Origin of the sequence: Pseudomonas sp. TH49, assembly GCF_016650625.1 — a bacterium.
Lineage (GTDB): Bacteria > Pseudomonadota > Gammaproteobacteria > Pseudomonadales > Pseudomonadaceae > Aquipseudomonas > Aquipseudomonas fluorescens_H.
Genome location: NZ_JAEKFL010000001.1, coordinates 463,668 through 481,792, shown reverse-complemented (window position 1 = coordinate 481,792; position 18,125 = coordinate 463,668). Strand labels below are relative to the sequence as shown.

Annotated in this window: 13 protein-coding genes; 1 reads left to right on the top strand and 12 read right to left on the bottom strand. The window is 60.7% G+C overall.

The window, feature by feature from the left end; all coding sequences use genetic code 11:
* Positions 1-129 precede the first annotated feature (129 nt).
* The 12 genes from JFU48_RS02350 to yaaA all read right to left on the bottom strand — a co-directional run bounded on the left by JFU48_RS02350 (position 130) and on the right by yaaA (position 16,636).
* On the bottom strand, positions 130-786 hold the full coding sequence (locus tag JFU48_RS02350) for an alginate O-acetyltransferase AlgF (protein ID WP_003221835.1): 657 nt from the start codon (positions 784-786) through the stop codon (positions 130-132).
* Positions 787-801: 15 nt separating this feature from the next.
* Positions 802-1,974: an alginate O-acetyltransferase gene (locus tag JFU48_RS02345; protein WP_201135750.1), complete on the bottom strand. Its 1,173-nt coding sequence runs from the start codon at positions 1,972-1,974 to the stop codon at positions 802-804.
* A 10-nt stretch (positions 1,975-1,984) separates the two neighbouring features.
* Positions 1,985-3,550, bottom strand: a complete 1,566-nt coding sequence (locus tag JFU48_RS02340) for an MBOAT family O-acyltransferase (protein ID WP_201135749.1) — start codon at positions 3,548-3,550, stop codon at positions 1,985-1,987.
* Between the two features lie 194 nt (positions 3,551-3,744).
* Positions 3,745-4,869 (bottom strand): mannuronate-specific alginate lyase, encoded by a 1,125-nt coding sequence (locus tag JFU48_RS02335; RefSeq protein ID WP_201135748.1) that lies wholly within the window; start codon positions 4,867-4,869, stop codon positions 3,745-3,747.
* A gap of 8 nt (positions 4,870-4,877) precedes the next feature.
* Complete coding sequence (locus JFU48_RS02330) at positions 4,878-6,329, bottom strand: alginate O-acetyltransferase (RefSeq protein ID WP_003221844.1); 1,452 nt, start codon at positions 6,327-6,329, stop codon at positions 4,878-4,880.
* Between the two features lie 10 nt (positions 6,330-6,339).
* Positions 6,340-7,911 carry a mannuronan 5-epimerase AlgG gene (gene algG, locus JFU48_RS02325; protein WP_201135747.1) on the bottom strand — a complete coding sequence of 524 codons (1,572 nt, stop codon included), beginning with the start codon at positions 7,909-7,911 and terminating at the stop codon, positions 6,340-6,342.
* 26 nt (positions 7,912-7,937) lie between these two features.
* Positions 7,938-9,419 (bottom strand): alginate export family protein, encoded by a 1,482-nt coding sequence (locus JFU48_RS02320; RefSeq protein WP_003221858.1) that lies wholly within the window; start codon positions 9,417-9,419, stop codon positions 7,938-7,940.
* Positions 9,416-10,921 (bottom strand): alginate biosynthesis TPR repeat lipoprotein AlgK, encoded by a 1,506-nt coding sequence (algK, locus tag JFU48_RS02315; RefSeq protein WP_201135746.1) that lies wholly within the window; start codon positions 10,919-10,921, stop codon positions 9,416-9,418. Before algK ends, JFU48_RS02320 begins: the two co-directional genes overlap by 4 nt.
* Positions 10,922-10,936: 15 nt before the next feature.
* Positions 10,937-12,106 carry an alginate biosynthesis protein Alg44 gene (locus JFU48_RS02310; RefSeq protein WP_003221862.1) on the bottom strand — a complete coding sequence of 390 codons (1,170 nt, stop codon included), beginning with the start codon at positions 12,104-12,106 and terminating at the stop codon, positions 10,937-10,939.
* Between the two features lie 36 nt (positions 12,107-12,142).
* Positions 12,143-13,624: a mannuronan synthase gene (gene alg8, locus JFU48_RS02305; protein ID WP_207198942.1), complete on the bottom strand. Its 1,482-nt coding sequence runs from the start codon at positions 13,622-13,624 to the stop codon at positions 12,143-12,145.
* A 105-nt stretch (positions 13,625-13,729) separates the two neighbouring features.
* Positions 13,730-15,046: a nucleotide sugar dehydrogenase gene (locus JFU48_RS02300; protein WP_003221866.1), complete on the bottom strand. Its 1,317-nt coding sequence runs from the start codon at positions 15,044-15,046 to the stop codon at positions 13,730-13,732.
* 810 nt (positions 15,047-15,856) lie between these two features.
* Positions 15,857-16,636, bottom strand: a complete 780-nt coding sequence (gene yaaA / locus JFU48_RS02295; RefSeq protein WP_201135745.1) for a peroxide stress protein YaaA — start codon at positions 16,634-16,636, stop codon at positions 15,857-15,859.
* A 313-nt stretch (positions 16,637-16,949) separates the two neighbouring features.
* Here yaaA and JFU48_RS02290 point away from each other — a divergent pair, with 313 nt between their 5' ends.
* Entirely contained in the window at positions 16,950-18,026 is a 1,077-nt protein-coding gene (locus JFU48_RS02290; protein WP_446739770.1) for a polysaccharide deacetylase family protein, read from the top strand.
* The last annotated feature ends 99 nt before the right edge of the window (positions 18,027-18,125 follow it).

Sequence of the window (18,125 nt, the reverse complement as noted above, 5' to 3'; positions counted from 1 at the left end):
CCCGGTCGCAGGGTGGGAGGGGGCTTGCTCCCGAAGGCGGTGTATCAGTCGACATAGCTGTTGAATGTCAGACCGCTTTCGCGAGCAAGCCCGCTCCCACAGTGGGCGCGGGGTCAGTCTGGAAAATAATTAGCGGGTCGACACCGGGCGTTTCACCCAGACTGGCGACAGGCTGCTGCCGGAACCGGTGACGTACAGCACCGCTGCCTCACCACGCTCCAGAGCGACCGGTTTCACGTCGCCGACTTTCTTGTCGCCTTCGTACAGCGCCAGGCTGACTTTCACCGGGTTGATTTCACGTTCGCCACGGCCCTTGGCCGCCACGTTCGGCACCACGTCGGTCTTGCCGTCGGCGGTCTTCAGGGTCAGCGGCTTGTCGCTGAGGTTCTGCACGCGCACCAGGGATTTCTGCTTGTTCTTGAACGGCGGCTCTTCGATCAGTTGCGGCGCGCCGGAAGCGTTGTTGACCAGGGTGTAGTAGTGGTCACCGGCAAGTTTCACCGGCAAGGTCTGGCTGCCGACCTTGGCGCTGTAATCGCCGCCCGGCATGAAGCTGAAGTCGCTGCTGGCCAGTGGCGCAACGTCGCTCAGATTGGTGCTGCCGACAGTGGCGCTGACTTCGGCGTTGCTGGCGTTGTAGACCCGCACGAAGGTCGAGCCTTTCGGTGCAGTCGGGCCGTACAGCGCGGCGTCGCCACCGGCGAAAGCCTGGACCGACAGCACGCTGAGACCGGCAACCAGTGCAATGCGTTTTGCGAGACGACGAGGAGTAGTCGTGAAAGTCATGGTGTTACCTCTCTTTCAGTTTTGCGCCCGGTCGGGCGTCTCGGATTTAGTGTTTACAGCTACGTTTTGTTGGCGAGCACCGGCTTGTTTGAGCTCTGCGACCCACTGTGGGTCGGCGTCGCCGATTTCGTTGTTCACAGGCAGATATCGTTCAGGAAACTCCCAGATCAGCACCTGTGGCGGGCTGTTCTTGAAGTCATCGCTTTTCAGGTAGCTGAGCATCGGCAGGATCGGGCCGTGGCCGTCTTCGGCGTAGTTGACGACGTCGCTGTGCAGCGCTTGTTTCAGTGCACCGACGAAGTTCCAGTTAGGGTTGGCGCTGTAGCTGGTGCCGATCAGCGCGACCGGTACTTCGCTGCTGGCGAACAGCGCGTCGTCACCGGCAGGTTGCTCGGCGGCCACGGTGTTGCGCTTTTGCAGCGGCTCTTGCGCCGGCATCAGGTTTTCAAACAGCGGATCCAGTGGCAGGAACAGACGCAGGTCGCCCTTGTGCGTGACCTTCTCCGCTGGCGTGGTGACAAAGCGCTGCGGCTCGCCGCTGAGCGGGAACTTGGCGGCGATGGTTTTCGCCAGGGTGTTGGCGGCGATCTCGGCGCCTTCCGGGGTCCAGTGGGTGTCGGTGCGCAGGAACACTTGCTGACCGTTCCGCTTGGCCTGTTGCAGCGGGCCGAGCAGGTCCGGGGCGAGGATCTTGTCCGCCGCGACACGGGCGTGGAAATCCTGATAGAGGTTGGCGTGGATGCTCGCCGGTTTCACTTCACCCAGGTGTTCCGGGTACAGGCGAACCTTGGCCGGGACGATCGCCATCACCAGTTTCACGCCTTTGGCTTTGAGGGTCTGGCGCACGCCTTCGACCAGCGCGTAGTTGCCTTGCAGGTTGAGTTCTTCGTTGACGATCGGGTTGAATTCCTCGTCGCTGTACAGCCACTGATCGCGACCGAGCACCACGCCCGGACGCCCTTCATTGAACAGTTTGAAATCCAGCGCCGCCCAGAGGTTGGTGCCCAGACGCTTGATCGGAAACTGATCGTCGTAGTGGGTTTCCACTGCCTTGCTCCAGCGACCGTTGAGCACGGTCGCATCGGCGTTGGTGCTGAAGCCGAAGAAGCTGCGGACCGACCACAGACCGAGCACCAGCAGGGTCAGCAGAAACAGCGCGATGTAGACGATGCGTAATGAGCGGGTCATGTCAGATCCCTCAGAACTGGAAGTAAAGGAACGGCGAGAAGCTTTGCGCCGAGAGTTTGAGAATCGAGGCGATGAACAGCAGCAGGATCAGCCCGCGCATCACGTAGCGTGACCAGTCCGCGCTCCAGTAGGCCGGTTGCACCTGGGCTTCGACGCCGACGGTGTAGCCAGGCTCGTGGATGCTCGCCGGGTTTTCGCCGGGGGCGGCCTTGATCATGCCCGGGGTCGCGGTGGCAGGGCCGTCGGTTTCGACGTTGACCACTGGCTTGGTTTTGACCGGAGGCTTGTGGGTGTACAGATCACGCAGGCCAAAGAACGCCAGCGTTGCGTACGCCACCACCAGGGTTGCCACTTGCAGACCGGTGAGGCTGGCACGGTTGAGTTCCGACAGCGACCAGTCGCTGAAGCTGAACATCGCGCCGTACATGCGCCCGGCGACGTGCAGGTTTTCGGCGCGGAAGATCACCCAGCCCATCACCACCAGCAGGAAGGTCAGCGCCCAGCGGATCGGGTTGAGGCTGCGCGGCGCGGTGTTGATGCCGAGCGCTTTTTCGATCGCCAGCCACATGCCGTGCCAGGCGCCCCAGACGATGTAAGTGATGTTCGCGCCGTGCCACAGACCACCGAGGAGCATGGTCAGGAACAGGTTGCGGTAGGTCATCAGCGTGCCTTTACGGTTACCGCCGAGGGTGATGTACAGGTAGTCACGCAGCCAGGTGGACAGGCTGATGTGCCAGCGACGCCAGAACTCGGTGATCGACTGGCTGATGTACGGCTGCTTGAAGTTTTCCATGAAGCGGAAACCCATCATCAGGCCCAGACCGATGGCCATGTCGCTGTAACCGGAGAAGTCGAAATACAGCTGCGCGGTGTACGCCAGCGCGCCGAGCCAGGCATCACCGGTGGTCGGGTTTTGCAGGGCGAAGCAGTGGTCGGCGACCACCGCGAGGGTGTCAGCGATGAAGACCTTCTTGATGAAACCCTGCATGAACCGTGTGCAGCCCTCGGAGAACTTGTCGAGGGTGTGCGTGCGGTTGTTGAACTGGTCGGCGAGGTCGCGGAAACGCAGAACCGGGCCGGCAATCAGGTGCGGGAAGATCGCCACGAACGCCGCGAAGTCGATCAGGTTGCGCGTGGCCGGGGTGTCGCCGCGATACACGTCGATGATGTAGCTGATCGACTCGAAGATGTAGAACGAGATACCGATCGGCAGCAGCACGTGGGTCAGGATGAACGGCTCCAGACCGAACGAGGTCATGATCGCGTTGATGCTGTCCACGCCGAAGTTGGCGTATTTGAAGTAGCCGAGGATGCACAGGTCGACTGCCACGCCGAGCAGCAGCCAGCGCTGTGCCGGTTTGGTACGCACGCCGGCAGCACCGACTTTCAGGCCGATCCAGTAATTCCACAGGGTGACGCCGGCGAACAGCGCCAGGAAGTCCACCCGCCACCACGCGTAGAACACGTAGCTGGCGATCAGCAGCAACAGGTTGCGATAGCGTTGCCCGCTCAAGTAGTACAAGCCGAGAAAGATCGGCAAGAACAGAAACAGGAACACGTTGGATGAAAATACCATCCCGATCTCTCCATGTTTGAACCAACAGTCAAGGGCCAAAGCCCCCCCAAACCCCCCATGAAAATTCAGGGGGCGACATCACTTCACTGTGGGAGCGGGCTTGCTCGCGAAGGCGGTGTGTCAGTCGACATTATTTTTGAATGTCAGACCGCATTCGCGAGCAAGCCCGCTCCCACAGGGGATTGCATTCACTCTTACGAACCCTTGTTGCCCTTCTCATGCGACGGGTCGTAGACCTTGGTCAGGTCGCCGCCGAGGCGGAAGGTCTTGAACGGTTGCATGCCGTGCTTCTTCTCGATCACATCCGGCGGGCAGGTGTAGAGGGTGCAGAACGGTTCGAGCCAGGCGAATTTCATGTCCTCTTTCAAGTCGGTCATGTCCTGCTCTTTGCCGTTCTTTTTCTCGAATTGGTCAGGGTCTTTCACCCCGGCCAGCACCCGGTCACCCAAACGCTTCAGCGCGCTGTTGTTTTCCTGGCGCAGATCGACCCCGTTGACCTGAGCGAAGCTGGCGATCATCGCCAGTGGCGGCAGGGCGTAGTTGTGATAGGCGAGGGCGCGTTGCTGGCGCTTGAGTTCGTTGGGCAGGAAGCCGTCGGCGTCGACTTGATTGACCCCGACCTTGTATTCCTTCACTGCCCAGTCAAACAGGTCGCGACGGTTGGTGGCGATCGAGGTCGCCATCACCGACCAGGCGGCCCAGTACGAGTGGTTGTTGGTTTTTTCCAGCGGCAGGTTGTCCCAATCGCTGACCACCTGATCGGCCATCTTGCTGAACCACGCCTCGATCAACTGCGCTTCTTGCTGATGTTCGGCCAGTGGATGCGAGTCGGAGAACTTCAGGCGAATGTACGAAGAGGCCATGCTGCCCAGCGCCCATTTGCGCATCGACTTGCCGGTGTGATTGAAGTCTTTCGACATCAACGCATCGGCCTTGGCCCACGCAGTCAACCAGTTGAGGGTGCAGTCGAGCTGTTCCGGGCGCCCGTCGCGCATGAACTGCATCACCCGTTTGGCGGTGCCGCGCTCCAGCGTGGTGATGTCCTTGGTGGTGTCGCGGAAGGCTTTTTCCGACTGCACGTTCAGCGTTGCGCGGGCCTTGTCCGAGCCTTCGTATTTGCTGCGAAATTGCAGCGGCCCGGTGTACGGCGCGGGCATCGCGTCGCAGCCTTCGCTCTTGTCGCCGGTCTTGAATTTATCCACAGGGGCGAAGTAGCCCTGCGGCGGACGCAGTGGCGCGGCGGCCTGAGTGGCCCCGGCGAACATCGCCAAGGTCAGGAGGGATGGTGCAAGCAAGTGTTTGATCGTTCGATTTCGCATAGCAGACCTCATTGCCCGACCTGAGCGGTTTGTGGCCCAGCGCCCGGGAATACGTTGCGTTTGCAGATTTTCGCTTCGACTTTTTGCGGCGCGGTACCCGCTTCCGGGCCCTGGACTTCGACTGCCAGCAGATTTTGCGAGGCCCAGTCTTCGTCCGTGCGCAGCTCAAAGGCGAAACGACCGTCGGTGTCGGAGGTTTCCGGTTTCTCGATCTTGATGTCCTCGTGGCGACCGTTCATGTACCAGAGGGTGGCTTGCAGGGTTTTCACCGAGGTGTCGGCGAAGCGGATGTCGACCTGATGACTGCTGTTCTGCAGGTTCAGGTTTTTGCTGTTGACCAGCAGTTCCTGTTTGCCGCCGGGCTTGAGCGTAGTGCTGGCGGACATTTGCGTGTCTTTGCCTTCGCAGCCGTTATCGAGCAGCGACATCATCTGGCGGTAGATGGTCTCCTGGTCGAGGCGGTACAGCGGCGAGAATTCCCAGATCAGAATCTTCGGCGGGGTCTTCTGGAATTCGTCGCTACCGAGGTACTGCAGCATCGAACCTTCGAGACCGCCGCCGGGGAAGGCGACGTTGAGAATATCGGCGCCAATGGCCTCTTCGAGGAAGCCGGCGAAGTTGTAGTTCTTGCCGCTGTGCGAGGTGCCCACGAGGGTGATTTGCGGGTTGCCGGAATCACCGAACAGGTCGCCGTCACCGGCCTCGCCTTTCGGCTCGGTGGTGAACTGGTCCATGTACTGGATCGCGTAACTGGTGCCGCACAGTTGCCCGGCCATGTTGTGCAGGGTGCCGGTCTTGCCCATGCGCCCGGTGCGCTTGGTCTCGAATTCACGCTTGGGAATGTCGGCGAAGGCCGGGATCTGCTTGACCTTCTCGGCGACGATTTTCGCCGTGCGCTGAGCGCCGTATGGCGTCCAGTGCTGGTCGCCGCGGAAGTAGAAATCGTGAGCGGGCAGGGTGTCCGGCAGCGATTCGTTGGTCAGCGGCGACAGGTCCGGCACCACGTAACCCATCTGCGCGAAACGGCCGAGCATGGTCTTGTAGTTGCCCAGCGCTTTCTCGTAATCGAACGCGGCTTTTTCCTGCGGGTTGAGCTTGTTGCGGTTCACCAGACCACGGGTCGGCTGATAGACGATCACCAGTTCGACGCCTTTGGCCTTGAACGCATCGTGCAGCTGTTGCAGGCGTTTGTAGCCGGCCGGTGTGGTGTTGAACTCGGTGCGCAAATCTTCCTGGGTACGGAACAACCAGTCGCCCTGCGCCTGCACCAGCGTGGTGAAGTTCTGCTGATAACGCGTGGTGTAGTTCTTCGCGTCATGCGCGGCCGGGCACAGGTTGCAGCACGGTTCGGCGGTGAACTTCGGTGCTGCGGTCTCGTCTGCACGAGCCGCATTGCTGGCCGCCAGAATGCCCACGGTCAGGGCCGACAGGCTGAGTAATTTGATCAAGTGTGGGTGCATAAAATTATCCTCAGTCCCGCATTTCGGTCTGGCGTTCGACAGGGTCGATCAGCACGGCTTTCTGCTGGCGCACCAGCAGGTCGAGAATTTCATCCTGGCGCTCGCCGAGGATGCCGTTGAAGCTGATGCCGCTGGATTTGGTCGGCGCCAGCATCGATACGCGATACAGCTCGACGCTCAATGGCGAGTCGATGGCCATCGGGCCGCTGCCGTTGGCCGCCAGTTCACCGCCGACCACGATCAGCGAGACTTGCGCGTCGAACGGGTCGAGCTTGATGTCACGGTCGGTGTCGGTCAGGTCCTTGATGTGGCCGTAGACGCCGGTCAGGCCGTTGGCCATGGCGACGTTTTCGTAGAGGCGGATGTTCACGCTGTTACGAATGCGGATGCCGTGACGCTTGTTGCTGATGACCTTGTTGCCCCACAGCAGGTTGTCGGCGGACTCGTAGAGAGTGATGCCGTCCGTGTGGTTCTTGTAGATCTCGTTGTAGGCGATGATGTTGTTGACGCTGTTACGGTCGATCACCAGGCCCGAGAGGTGGTTGTCGTAGCTCTTGTTGTTGAAGATGAAGCTGTCGTTCACTTCACGGGAAATGATGATCCCGTGCTTCTTCTTCGTGCCGTGGACGGTGTTCTCGGCAATGATCAGGCCGTGGGAACGGTCGTGTGGGTCGATGCCGTAGACGATGTTGTCCTTGTAGGTGTTGCCCTTGACCACGAAGTCGCGGGTCTCGTAGCAGTAGAAGCCGTACCACATGTCGGAGAACTCGGAGCCGACGATCCAGCCGGTCGGCTCGGGACGCTTGAGTACCTTGGCCATGTTCGGCGTGTACTGGGAAATACTCACCCCGTACGACTTACTGTTGGCGTAGCCGAAACTGGCCATCTTGCTGTTGACGATATAGGTCTCGGTGCCGCCCCAGGCCAGCAGGAACGGACGGAATTCCTTCGGCGAACGGAAGGTCGCCGGGCCGTTGTCCTTCTCGCGCCAGCCGGTGACTTTGGTGTCACGCACGAACAGCTGACCGTCGTTGACCAGGAACGAACCGGCCTCTTGCGACAGACGCAATTCCTGGGTCTGGCCGTCGATTTCGAGGATGCCTTTGCGGCCGACCACGATCGGCAGCTTCGCCAGGTACACGCCCGGCGCGGTTTCGCTGAAGTATTGCTTGGGCAGCTTCTGCGCCAGATCCTTGAGGTTCAGGTAACCGTCGTCGACGAAGATTGCCTGCGGGATACCGTGCTGACGCACCACCCACTCGGCCATCTTGTTGTCGCCGCCGATGAAGTCCTTCAGGGCCTCTTCCTGCATCATCCGGCGCACGCTGATCTTGCCCGGTTTGCTGCGATTGATCTTCGCGGCAGCCGCTTCGGCGGTGAAGCCGGACAGGTCGGGCAGTGTCGGCTTGGCCAGTTCCAGCGCCTCGGTCGGCGCGCTGCTGACGGTGTAGGTCTTGGCTTGTTGCAGCTCTTTGGTGGTGGTCACAGGCTTGGCCGGTTCCACCGTGGCGAAGGCGCCAGCGGAGGCCAGCAGCATGGCGCCGGCCAACAGGCTGAGCGAGCCTTTCCTTGCATGGTGCATGTCGGGCACTCCCTTGGCGGTTTGCATCAGAAGCGCCAGATCACGTCGATGAACGCGCGGTGCATGTACGAATCGACCTGGCTGCCATAGGCATCACCGGGCTTGAACACGCCGCCACGGAAACGCACCAGCGCCGAAGGTTCGTCGATCGACTGGCTCAACGCCGCCGGCAACAGGCCCTGCTTGAAGTACTTGGTCACCACCAGATCCATTTCCTGACCCAGATCCTTGTTGCCATCCTGCAGCGGCAGCGAGGTGCTGGAGAGGATCGCGCCGGTGACGTCGTCGGTGTTGTTTTCCACGGCGTTGATGCCGTTGCTGCCCACCGGCTTGTTGCCGTCCACGCGCCAGAACTTGTGGTAGATCAGGCTGGCGTCGTACTGGTCGTTGAGCATCCACGAACCGAACAGGGTGGCGGTCTGCATGTTGTTCATTTCGCCACGGAACGCTTCGCCGAAACGGTGCACGCGCGAGCGGGTACCGGTGTAGTTGGAGCGGTTGCTTTCCAGGCCGTTCTGTTGGTAATCGGCGCTGGCGCGGGCGTAGGCCGCACCGACCTGCCACTGCGGGTCGAGGCGCAGACGCACGCCAAGGTCGGTGGCCCAGCCGTTGATGTCATCACTGCGCTTGGCTTGCGCCGGACGGCTGCCATCGGCGTTCAGCGGGTTGACCGAATCGAGGTCGCCGCTCATGCCAGTGATGCTGCCCCAGTAGTTGACGGTATTGGTGTTGCGCCAGTTGTAGGCGTCGCTGTCGGCGGTCAGGCCGAGCCAGCTGATGTCGCCGTTCTGGGTTTTGTCGAGGGTGTCGCGGGGTACGCCCGGTTCGGCGTAATCGAGCTTGCCGTCATCGTGGGTGTGGTGCCCGCGAATGCCGACCCAGTTGCCCGGGGTCCACTGGTAAGCGGCATCGGCGTAGGCGTGCAGGCGATCCTTGTCTTTTGGCGCCAGCTCTTTGAGGTCGGTGCGGTATTCGCTGAAGCGTTCGGCAACACCGACGTTGGCGCGCAACAGGGTGGTGTCGAAGGTCCAGTTCAGCGCTTCGATGTTGGTGTCGCGCCATTGGCCGTCGTCATTGCGCAGGCGCTGGCGACCGAGCTTGAGCATCTCGCCGGGGTACGGCGTCAGGCCGCTGTAGCCGACCCAGAATTCGCGCATCGCCAGGTAGTTTTTCTTGGTTTTGCGGTCGCTGTTGTCGGTGGTTTCGGCACCGTCGGCTTGCTGCAGGGTGTCGGTTTCGATGATGTCGGTCGAGGTCACGGCCTGACCCATGGCGTAGGCGCTCCACGCGCCGCTTTCGCCGTAGATCCATGGACGCAGGTCCAGGCCCACACCGTTGACGTCGCCACCGGGTGCGGTGCCGAGGTCGCGGTCGTCTTCGGACTGGCCGGTGATTTTCACTTCCAGGCCGAAGTTCTTGGTTTCAGTGATCGCGGCCAGTGTCGGGCAAGACCAGATCAGCGCGAACGTGAGGCCAATGCCGGCCTTCACAAAGGGATTCAACTTCATAGGGCTTCCTCGCCGTCTTCTTCTTGCAGGGCGTGCAGTTGCAGCGTGTTCTGGTTCAGTGCGCCACGGCTGGCCTGTTCCTGTTGCAGCAGGCGCTGGGCTTCGGCCAGACGCTCGGGCGGCAATTGCGCTGCGAGGGTGGTCGCCAGTTCATCGGCTTGCGGAGTGTTCTGCGCCTTGGCCAGTTGGCTGAAGACATAGGCGTTGAGCGGGTCGGGTTTGGTGCCCTTGCCTTGGGAAAACAGTTGGGCGATGGCGAAATCGGCGCTGTTCTGGCCGTTGCGCGCCGCGGTCAGCAGGTGGTCGAGGGCCTTCTGCGGATAGACCTTGCCCAGGTAACCACGGCGATAGATCTGGCCGAGGTAGTAGTCGGCGGCGACTTCGCGGCCGACGGCTTTCTGGAAGTGTTCTTCGGCGACTTTCGCGTCGGCCGGCACCAGTTTGCCTTCGTAGTAGAGCTTGCCCAGCAACAGTTCGGCGCGCGGCTGATCGGCGGCGCGGCCGTTGTCGAGGTACTGCATCATCTGATCGACATCGCCCAGTTCCGGGAAGTCGTACAGCAATTGCGCGAGGGTCACCCACGATGCCGGGTAGCCCGGGGCGATCGGTTCGAGCAGCGACTGCGCGGTCTTCTCGTCGGTCTTGCCGAGGGTCGCATCGGCCAGCACACGGGCCACCGAATCGACGCGTTGCGCGCTGACGCTGCCACGGCGGTAACCGGCCTGCATCTGCTTGATCAGCTCGGCCTGTTGCTCCGGTTGGGCACGTTTCTGATAAACCGTGGCCAGTTCGACGTAGCAGATGTCGGTGGTGTTGAGCGCGGCTTTGCAGATCTTTTCCACGTCATCCAGGTGCTGGTCGTAAGTGCCCTGGGTGCGATACAGCAGCACCTGCGCCAGACCGGCTTCCGGGTAGCCGGATTTGCGCCACTGATCGATCTGCTGCTGGGCGTTGATGTTGGGGAAGCTGTGCGGGTATTGCAGGTAGAGCATCGCCAGCGGGATCAACGTATTGCCTTCGCCATTGGCGCCTGCTTTTTTCAGCAGGCTTTCGGCTTCGTGGTGCTCGGCTTCGGTGGAGCCCGGTTTGGCCACCAGCAGGCGACCGAGGCGGGCCTGGGCCCGTGGCGACACGTCGGCGGCGGCACGATAGGTCGCCTCGGCCTGCTTGATCTGCTCGGGGTCGCGGCTGTCGACCTGGATATCGGCGAGGCCGACTTGCGCTTCGCTGTAACCCAGGTCTGCCAGTGCACGGTAGTTCTGCGCGGCGGTGGCGGTGTCGCCACGCTTGAGCGCTTCGTTGGCCAGACGCTGGTCGGGCAGGCCGGCGCAACCGGCCAGACTGACGGCCAATGCAACTGCGCATAGTGGCCCCATGTGGGAGCGGGCTTGCTCGCGAAGGCGGTGTGTCAGCCCACACTGATTTTGAATGTTGAACCGCATTCGCGAGCAAGCCCGCTCCCACAAGGGCTGCGGCGTGTTCAAAAGAGTAGGAATCGTCACAGGCATGTCCTCGACTTAAAGACCGGCAGCCATGGCTTTGTCGATCAGCCAGTTCAGGTTCGGGCCACGGTCGCTGTTCACTTCCACCGGGCGGCCGGCGAAGCTGCTGTCCAGCGGCTCGTCCGGCTGGATCTGCACGCGGATGTCGGAGGACAGGTCGGCGCTTTTCAGGCTGGTGCTGCTGACGATCTTGCCGGTGCGGGTCTGGTCTTCGCCGGCGATCTGGAAGCTCACAGGCGTACCCGGACGCACGTCGCCGAACTGGCGATAGGAGAAGCGTGCATCGACGGTGGCCTGGGTGTTGCGCGGCACCAGGGTGAAGATCACGTCGCCCTTGCTCGCGTACTGACCGTCCGCCACCAGTTGCTGGGCCACAGTGCAATCGCACGGCGAGGTCAGGGTGCCGGTCATTTGCTTGCCGAACAGTTCTTCAACTTTGGCCGGTTGCAACTGGTCTTCGTCCAGATGGCCCTTGAGCACGTCGAGCATGCTGGTGCTGAAGGTCGCCAGCGGGGCGCCTTTGGCGGCGACGCCGTCGGACTTGACCAGGCTCTGCACGGTGCCGTCACGCGGCATGGTGATGTTCATCCCCGGTACGCTGACCAGACCTGCTTGCGCATGGCTGACGAAGTACATGCCGTACACCGACTTGAAGACGAAACCGAACGCCACCAGGCCAATGGCGAAGATGCCAGCGCTGAAGGTCACGGCTTTCAGACGCCCGAACGGGGTCATGCCGCTGCCGCCGTCCTTGACCTTGCGCGCCTTGGTGAAGTTGTCGCGCTGCAGGGTCGCCAGCACTTCACCCATGCTGACGATGTCGCCGGCCAGGTGCGAAGTGATCAGGTGGCGCAGAGTGGAAATGTCCTGCGGCTCAAGGTTCTGGAACTGGCAACCGGCGCGGCCTGTCTGGCGGTCGTAGGAGCGGATCTGCAGCTCGACGTCCATGGCCAGGCCGAGGTTGTCGATGACGAATTGCAGGCGTGCCTTGTGCACCTCACCCACGGTCAGCGGCATCTGCCCGGCGTTGAACGCCAGACCACCGGCGGACAGGTCGAGGACCCGCGCTTCGAGCGGCGTCCGGTCGTGGCCGAAAAAGCGCAGTTTGGCCGGGATTTTTACGCGGGCGTGCTGACGCTGGGCTTCGGATTCATGCACTACGTTGGCGTTGACGGCGGTATTCATAGGGGCGATTTCCTTGTTAATTCAATAAGGGGGCGGTCAGACCATCATCAGCAGCACGGCGACGAAAATGCTGCCGGCGGAGAAGGTCATGGTCCGAGACGACCAGGTGTTGAACCAACGTTGAAAGCTGGCGAGATCACGGGTCAGGGAAGTGGGTTGGCGCGTCCAGGATTGCTGGTCGAGGCGGAAGAACACGTAGATCTTCACCAGCGCACCGACGATCTGGTTGTAATAGAGAATCGCCGGGTAAGCCGGGCCGATCCGGTGACCGGAGCACGACAGCAACAGGGTCAGAATCAGGCGGGTGATGCCGATCCACAGCAGGTAGGCGAGGATGAATGCGCCGCCGTACTTGAAGCTGGCAATGATCGCCACGGTCAGGCCGAGCAAGGACGTCCACATCGATACGCGCTGGTCGAACAGGACCACCGAGGTGAAGGCGCCGAGGCGTTTCACACCCAGGCCCAGTGCTCGCGAGTTCTGGCGCAGGTTGTTGCCGTACCATCGGAACATCAGTTTGCGGCTGGCCTTGATGAAGCTCTTTTCCGGCGGGTGCTCAACGGTGTTGATCGCGGCGTCCGGCACGTAAAAGGTGTCGTAACCCAGGCGCATCAGGCTGAACCAGCTCGACTTGTCGTCGCCGGTGAGAAACTTGAAACGGCCCAGACGCCAGTGTTGCAGCGAGTCGCTTTCGACGTCGGCGATGAACTCCGGATCGGTGACCACGGTGGCGCGGAATACCGACATGCGCCCGGTCATGGTCAGCACGCGCTTGGACAGGGCCATCGAGCACATGTTGATGTGGCGCTGGGCGAAACGCAGCTTGTGCCATTCGCTCATGATGTAGCCGCCGCGCACTTCGCAGAACTCGTTGGTGGTCAGGCCGCCGACGTTGCCGAACAGCTGGAACCACGGCACGGTCTTGCGCACGGTGCCTTCGCCGAGCACGGTGTCGCCGTCGATCACCGCCACGACGGCGCGGTCGTCTGGCAGGTGACGGGAGATCGCGCGGAAACCGTAGGCCAGGCCATCACGTTTGCCGGTGCCGGGAATGCGCACGAAGTCGAGCTTCACGCGCTCTGGCGGATTCATCCGCGCCCACAGCGCTTTCACCAGCAGCTCATCGGACATTTCGACGATCGAGCAGACCACGGTGGTCGGCAGTTCGCAGTCGATCGCTTCGCGGATCACCGAGCTGTAGACCTGCGCGGTGGTCAGCGCGTCGATACGGAAGCTGGTGACCATCAGAAACACATGCGACGGGTCCGCCGCTTTACCCAGCTTGCGCACTTTGCGGCGCAGATGCGGGTAGACGATGTAGAGAAAAATCATGCCGCGCACAAAGTGCGTTGCACCCATCGAGTAGCGCCAGATACCCACGGCGCCAATCAGGAAAATGAAGTCCTTCGACTCGGAGTCGAATGTGGACGTGGGCAGCATCAAGGCCAGGCCCAACAACAAACTGAGGTAAAACAGCCAACCGGCGGCCTGAAGTAGGCCGTGCTTTAGCCTGTGCATAATCTGCATCCGTCTCTATCTCGGGCGAGCCTGTCGGGTGGCCCGATGGGGTTAAGGCAGGCGAAGAACCGGCCGGGGGTCAAATCCCCCGGCCGGAAGGCTGACTTACCAGCAGATACCTTCGGTGCGCGTACCGGCGTTGGTGGCTTTGGCCATGAAGCCGACCAGGTCGATGACCTGTTTGCCTTGCGGTGCTTCCTGAGCCAGCGCGCGGAATTTCTCGTCGCGGTTGCCGAGGATGATCACGTCGGAGTTGTCGATCACCGAATCGAAGTCCGAATTGAGCAGGGAGGACACGTGCGGGATCTTCGACTCGATGTAGTCCTTGTTCGCGCCGTGAACACGGGCGTACTCGACGTTGCTGTCGTAGATGCTCAGGTCGTAGCCCTTGCCGATCAGCATCTCGGCCAGTTCCACCAGCGGACTTTCGCGCAGGTCATCGGTACCGGCCTTGAAACTCAGGCCGAGCAGGGCGACTTTGCGTTTGTCGTGGCTTTCAACGATGTCGAAGGCGTTCTGCACTTGCGATTCGTTGCTGCGCATCAGCGAGTTGAGCAGCGGTGCTTCGACGTCCAGCGAACCGGCACGGTAGGTCAAGGCGCGCACGTCTTTCGGCAGGCACGAACCGCCGAAGGCGAAGCCCGGGCGCATGTAGTACTGGGACAGGTTGAGGGTCTTGTCCTGGCAGACCACGTCCATCACTTCACGACCATCGACGCCAACCGCTTTGGCGATGTTGCCGATCTCGTTGGCGAAGGTCACTTTGGTCGCGTGCCAGACGTTGCAGGTGTACTTGATCATTTCGGCGACAGCGATGTCCTTGCGGATGATCGGCGCGTCGAGTTCTTCGTACAGCGATTGCAGAACGTCGCCCGAGGCTTTGTCGAACTCGCCGATGACGGTCATCGGTGGCAGGTCGTAGTCCTTGATCGCGGTGGATTCACGCAGGAACTCCGGGTTGACCGCCACACCGAAGTCGACGCCGGCCTTTTTGCCCGAGCAGTCTTCGAGGATCGGGATCACCACGTTGGCGACGGTGCCCGGCAGCACGGTGCTGCGCACCACGATGGTGTGGCGGGTGGTTTTTTCCCGCAGCACGAAACCGATCTCGCGGCATACCGCTTCGATGTAGTTCAGTTCCAGGTCGCCGTTCTTCTTGCTCGGCGTACCGACGCAGATCATCGACAGGTCGGTGTCACGAATCGCCTCGGCGAAGTTGGTCGTACCGCGCAGACGACCGGTCTCGATACCTTGCGCCAGCAGTTCGCCCAGACCCGGTTCAACAATCGGCGATTTGCCGGCGTTGATCATGTCGATCTTGTCTTTGGCAACATCGACGCCAACCACGTCGTGGCCCCGTGCAGACAGGCAACCGGCACACACTGCGCCAACGTAACCCAAACCAAATATGCTGATGCGCATCGCAATTACCTCTGTGTTTTATCAAGCCATTAGATGGCCGGAGTTAATGGTGTTCAGCGGTCATAGTGCACTCGAAAGTGCGGCATACAGGCGCCACAATGCCGTGTGCAGGCATACTAAGTTCCGAGTGTCTAAATAAGTGCACTCAAGATGTGCGCAACTAGGCCTTAGTTGTTATGACTTGCCCTGTTATGCAGCTGATCTTCTTTTCGGAAGATGCTTGTGCATGTGTCTAGTCCACCTGATGTCGGGCGTAAGGCCCGTAGATCAAGCGGTTGGGTGCTCAGGCGAGCACGTTTACAGGGGCGCAGCCTTGGCCGTGTAGAGGATGTTTATGGTGCGTTTCACCTATCCATCGTTAGTTGATCAGATGAGTGAACCATCTAGGCAAGTTGCTGTGACAACTTGGTTACATGGTTCTCCGCTCTGCGTAAGTTATCTCGTACAAACTCGGTGAGAATCGTTACCGGTGGTATGAGCTATGCATTTGGACATAGTTCCTACCCACTCATCGCGAAATCTGAAATTTTTTGAAATATTGCCAAAGATGGCACTGGTCTCAATTTGATAGCACTTTCGATTTGGGCCTTTATTAATCGGTGCGTAATCGAGCTAGATAGTTTTGTGCCACTACCGTAAAAAATTTACGTGCCACTACTGAAAAAAAGTGCGGCTGTCGAGTGAAACTAAAATTAGAATTGGGGAAAACGATTTTATGGCGCCAATAAAACGGCGAAATGTGGCGAGGGATTTTTGACGTCGTGCGAGCTGCACGACTCTTTATAGAAAGAGTCGTGCAATGGGCATGCTTTATTCCGGAGCGTGGTCGCGCAGAAACACCAGATTGTCCGGTTTCGACTGCTCGGCGCTGTAGCGATAACCCTGCACATCGAACTGTTTCAGGGCGGCCGGATCGTTGATCTGCTCCTGAATCACGAAACGGCTCATCAGGCCACGGGCCTTTTTCGCGTAGAAGCTGATGATCTTGTACTGGCCGTTCTTCAGATCCTTGAACTCGGTATTGATGATCCGCGCGTTCAGGGCGCTGCGCTTGACTGCCGAGAAGTACTCGTTGGACGCCAGGTTCAGCAGCACGTCGTCGCCTTGTTCGGCCAGCGCTTCGTTGAGCCATTCGCTGATGCGCGTGCCCCAGAACGCGTACAGATCCTTGCCACGGGCATTGGCCAGTTTGGTGCCCATTTCCAGACGATACGGTTGCATCAAATCCAGCGGACGCAACAGGCCATAGAGGCCGGAGAGCATGCGCAGATGCTTCTGCGCATAGTCGAACTGGGCTTCGCTGAACGATTGCGCATCGAGGCCGGTGTACACGTCACCCTTGAACGCGAGCAGGGCCTGCTTGGCGTTTTCCGCGGTGAAGGCGGGCGTCCAGCTGCCGAAACGCGCGGCATTCAGGCCGCCGATCTTGTCGGACACGTGCATCAGCTCGCTGATCTGTGCCGGACTCAGTTCGCGCAGTTGCTGGATCAGCTCCTGGGAGTGGTCGAGGTATTGCGGCTGGGTGAAGCGCTGGGTCGCCGGCGGTGTTTCGTAATCGAGGGTCTTGGCGGGGGAAATCACCATCAGCATGAAGTCGTCTCCTTTAATCGTGGGGGCGATTCTAGGGGGTTGGCCGAGTTGACTCCAGCTATCAAGCCCATAGGTGATCGACGGCTCGCCACATTTCCCTGTGGGAGGGGGCTTGCTCCCGAAGAGGCCGTGTCAGTCGCCATATTTGCTGAATGACACACCGCATTCGGGAGCAAGCCCCCTCCCACAGGGAATCGGAGTGGCTGAGGGGAATCGCGCGGGATCAGCTATAGTGCCGCGCGGGTTTGGTTATGGAGACACCCCTTTGCGCATTGTTCTTTTATTCACCGCGTGGCTGTTGAGCTTCGGGGCCATGGCGGCACCGGGTGATGTGGCGACGCTGGATCGCAGCACCTGGCCCGAACAACTGAGCAGCCCGACGCTGTTCGACGTTGCTTCGCGCGCGGAAATCCTCATGTTCGCCCGTGGCCTGCTCGGCACCGAAGCGCTGGACGAGGCCGCGCTGGCCCAGCGTCTGGGATTGCGTACGGTCAACGTCGACGCGATCAGCCGCCTGCGTCAGCGGCTCTGGGAACGACTGTTGGCCAACTACAACTTCGCCCAGCAGAGCTGCGATCAGGACGCCTCGTTCTGCTTCCTCGTCGAAGACCTGCCGACCCTGCGCGAGCAGGCCGCCAAGTTTGTGGTCAGCGATGACAGCTATTACACCAAGTGGGCCGAGCCGAGCCGCTTGTTCCATCTGCAGTACCTGGACGAGCTGATGCGCAAGGCTGCGCTGTCGCCGCAGACCAGCAGCGAAGTTGATCACTTCGGCGACTACGAGCGCAACGGCGACGAGATGCACGATCGGCTGTTTCTGCTGAGTTTCGACAGCGCCGCCAATCTGCAGCCGGATAACACCGACTGGATCGCCGACTACCTGCGCAAATCCAACCTCAGCGGCACATTCTTTCTGTTGGGCAAGGATGTGCAGGCGCGGCTGGCCGATCGCTCGGTGAGCAACCTGCAATCGGAGTTCTCGAAGCAATGCGTCGGTGTTCAGGGCTGGGAGTTCCGCTCCCACAGCCACTGGCAGGACTGGCAGGACTCGGTGCGCCGCAGCGCCGATCTGGTAAAGAACAAGTTGCCGGAGAATTACGTACCGCTGTTCCGTCCACCGGAAGGTCAGCGCCGCAGTGATGCCGGCAGCTTCTTCCGCAATCAGGGCCTGCAAGTGGCGCTGTGGGATATCGATGCCCAGGACGGTGCAGGCAAGCTCAAGGGCGCGCCGAGCGCGCAGCGGGTGCTGACCCTGATGCTGTTGTGGCGCCACGGGGTGATCAATTTCAACATGAAACAGGATGCGGTGAAGACCGCGTTGCCGTGGCTGATCACGCAAACTGCGCAAAGCGGCATCGGCTTTGAGGACTGTCAGGACGGGTTTCGCTGACAAACGGAAAAAGCCCGGAAACATTGGGCTTGGGGCGATTTTTCTAGAGAATTCGATGCAGGCGGACTTCCGACTTTAGCGGGGTCTGGACAGTCCGCC

Bases quoted from the DNA above. Each gene is read 5' to 3' on its own strand.
- JFU48_RS02320 (WP_003221858.1), bottom strand. From the start codon at position 9,419: ATGAAGTTGAATCCCTTTGTGAAGGCCGGCATTGGCCTCACGTTCGCG.
- JFU48_RS02340 (WP_201135749.1), bottom strand. From the start codon at position 3,550: ATGGTATTTTCATCCAACGTGTTCCTGTTTCTGTTCTTGCCGATCTTT.
- JFU48_RS02345 (WP_201135750.1), bottom strand. From the start codon at position 1,974: ATGACCCGCTCATTACGCATCGTCTACATCGCGCTGTTTCTGCTGACC.
- yaaA (WP_201135745.1), bottom strand. From the start codon at position 16,636: ATGCTGATGGTGATTTCCCCCGCCAAGACCCTCGATTACGAAACACCG.
- JFU48_RS02330 (WP_003221844.1), bottom strand. From the start codon at position 6,329: ATGCACCCACACTTGATCAAATTACTCAGCCTGTCGGCCCTGACCGTG.
- JFU48_RS02310 (WP_003221862.1), bottom strand. From the start codon at position 12,106: ATGAATACCGCCGTCAACGCCAACGTAGTGCATGAATCCGAAGCCCAG.
- JFU48_RS02350 (WP_003221835.1), bottom strand. From the start codon at position 786: ATGACTTTCACGACTACTCCTCGTCGTCTCGCAAAACGCATTGCACTG.
- JFU48_RS02290 (WP_446739770.1), top strand. From the start codon at position 16,950: ATGGCGGCACCGGGTGATGTGGCGACGCTGGATCGCAGCACCTGGCCC.
- JFU48_RS02335 (WP_201135748.1), bottom strand. From the start codon at position 4,869: ATGCGAAATCGAACGATCAAACACTTGCTTGCACCATCCCTCCTGACC.
- alg8 (WP_207198942.1), bottom strand. From the start codon at position 13,624: ATGCACAGGCTAAAGCACGGCCTACTTCAGGCCGCCGGTTGGCTGTTT.
- JFU48_RS02300 (WP_003221866.1), bottom strand. From the start codon at position 15,046: ATGCGCATCAGCATATTTGGTTTGGGTTACGTTGGCGCAGTGTGTGCC.
- algG (WP_201135747.1), bottom strand. From the start codon at position 7,911: ATGCACCATGCAAGGAAAGGCTCGCTCAGCCTGTTGGCCGGCGCCATG.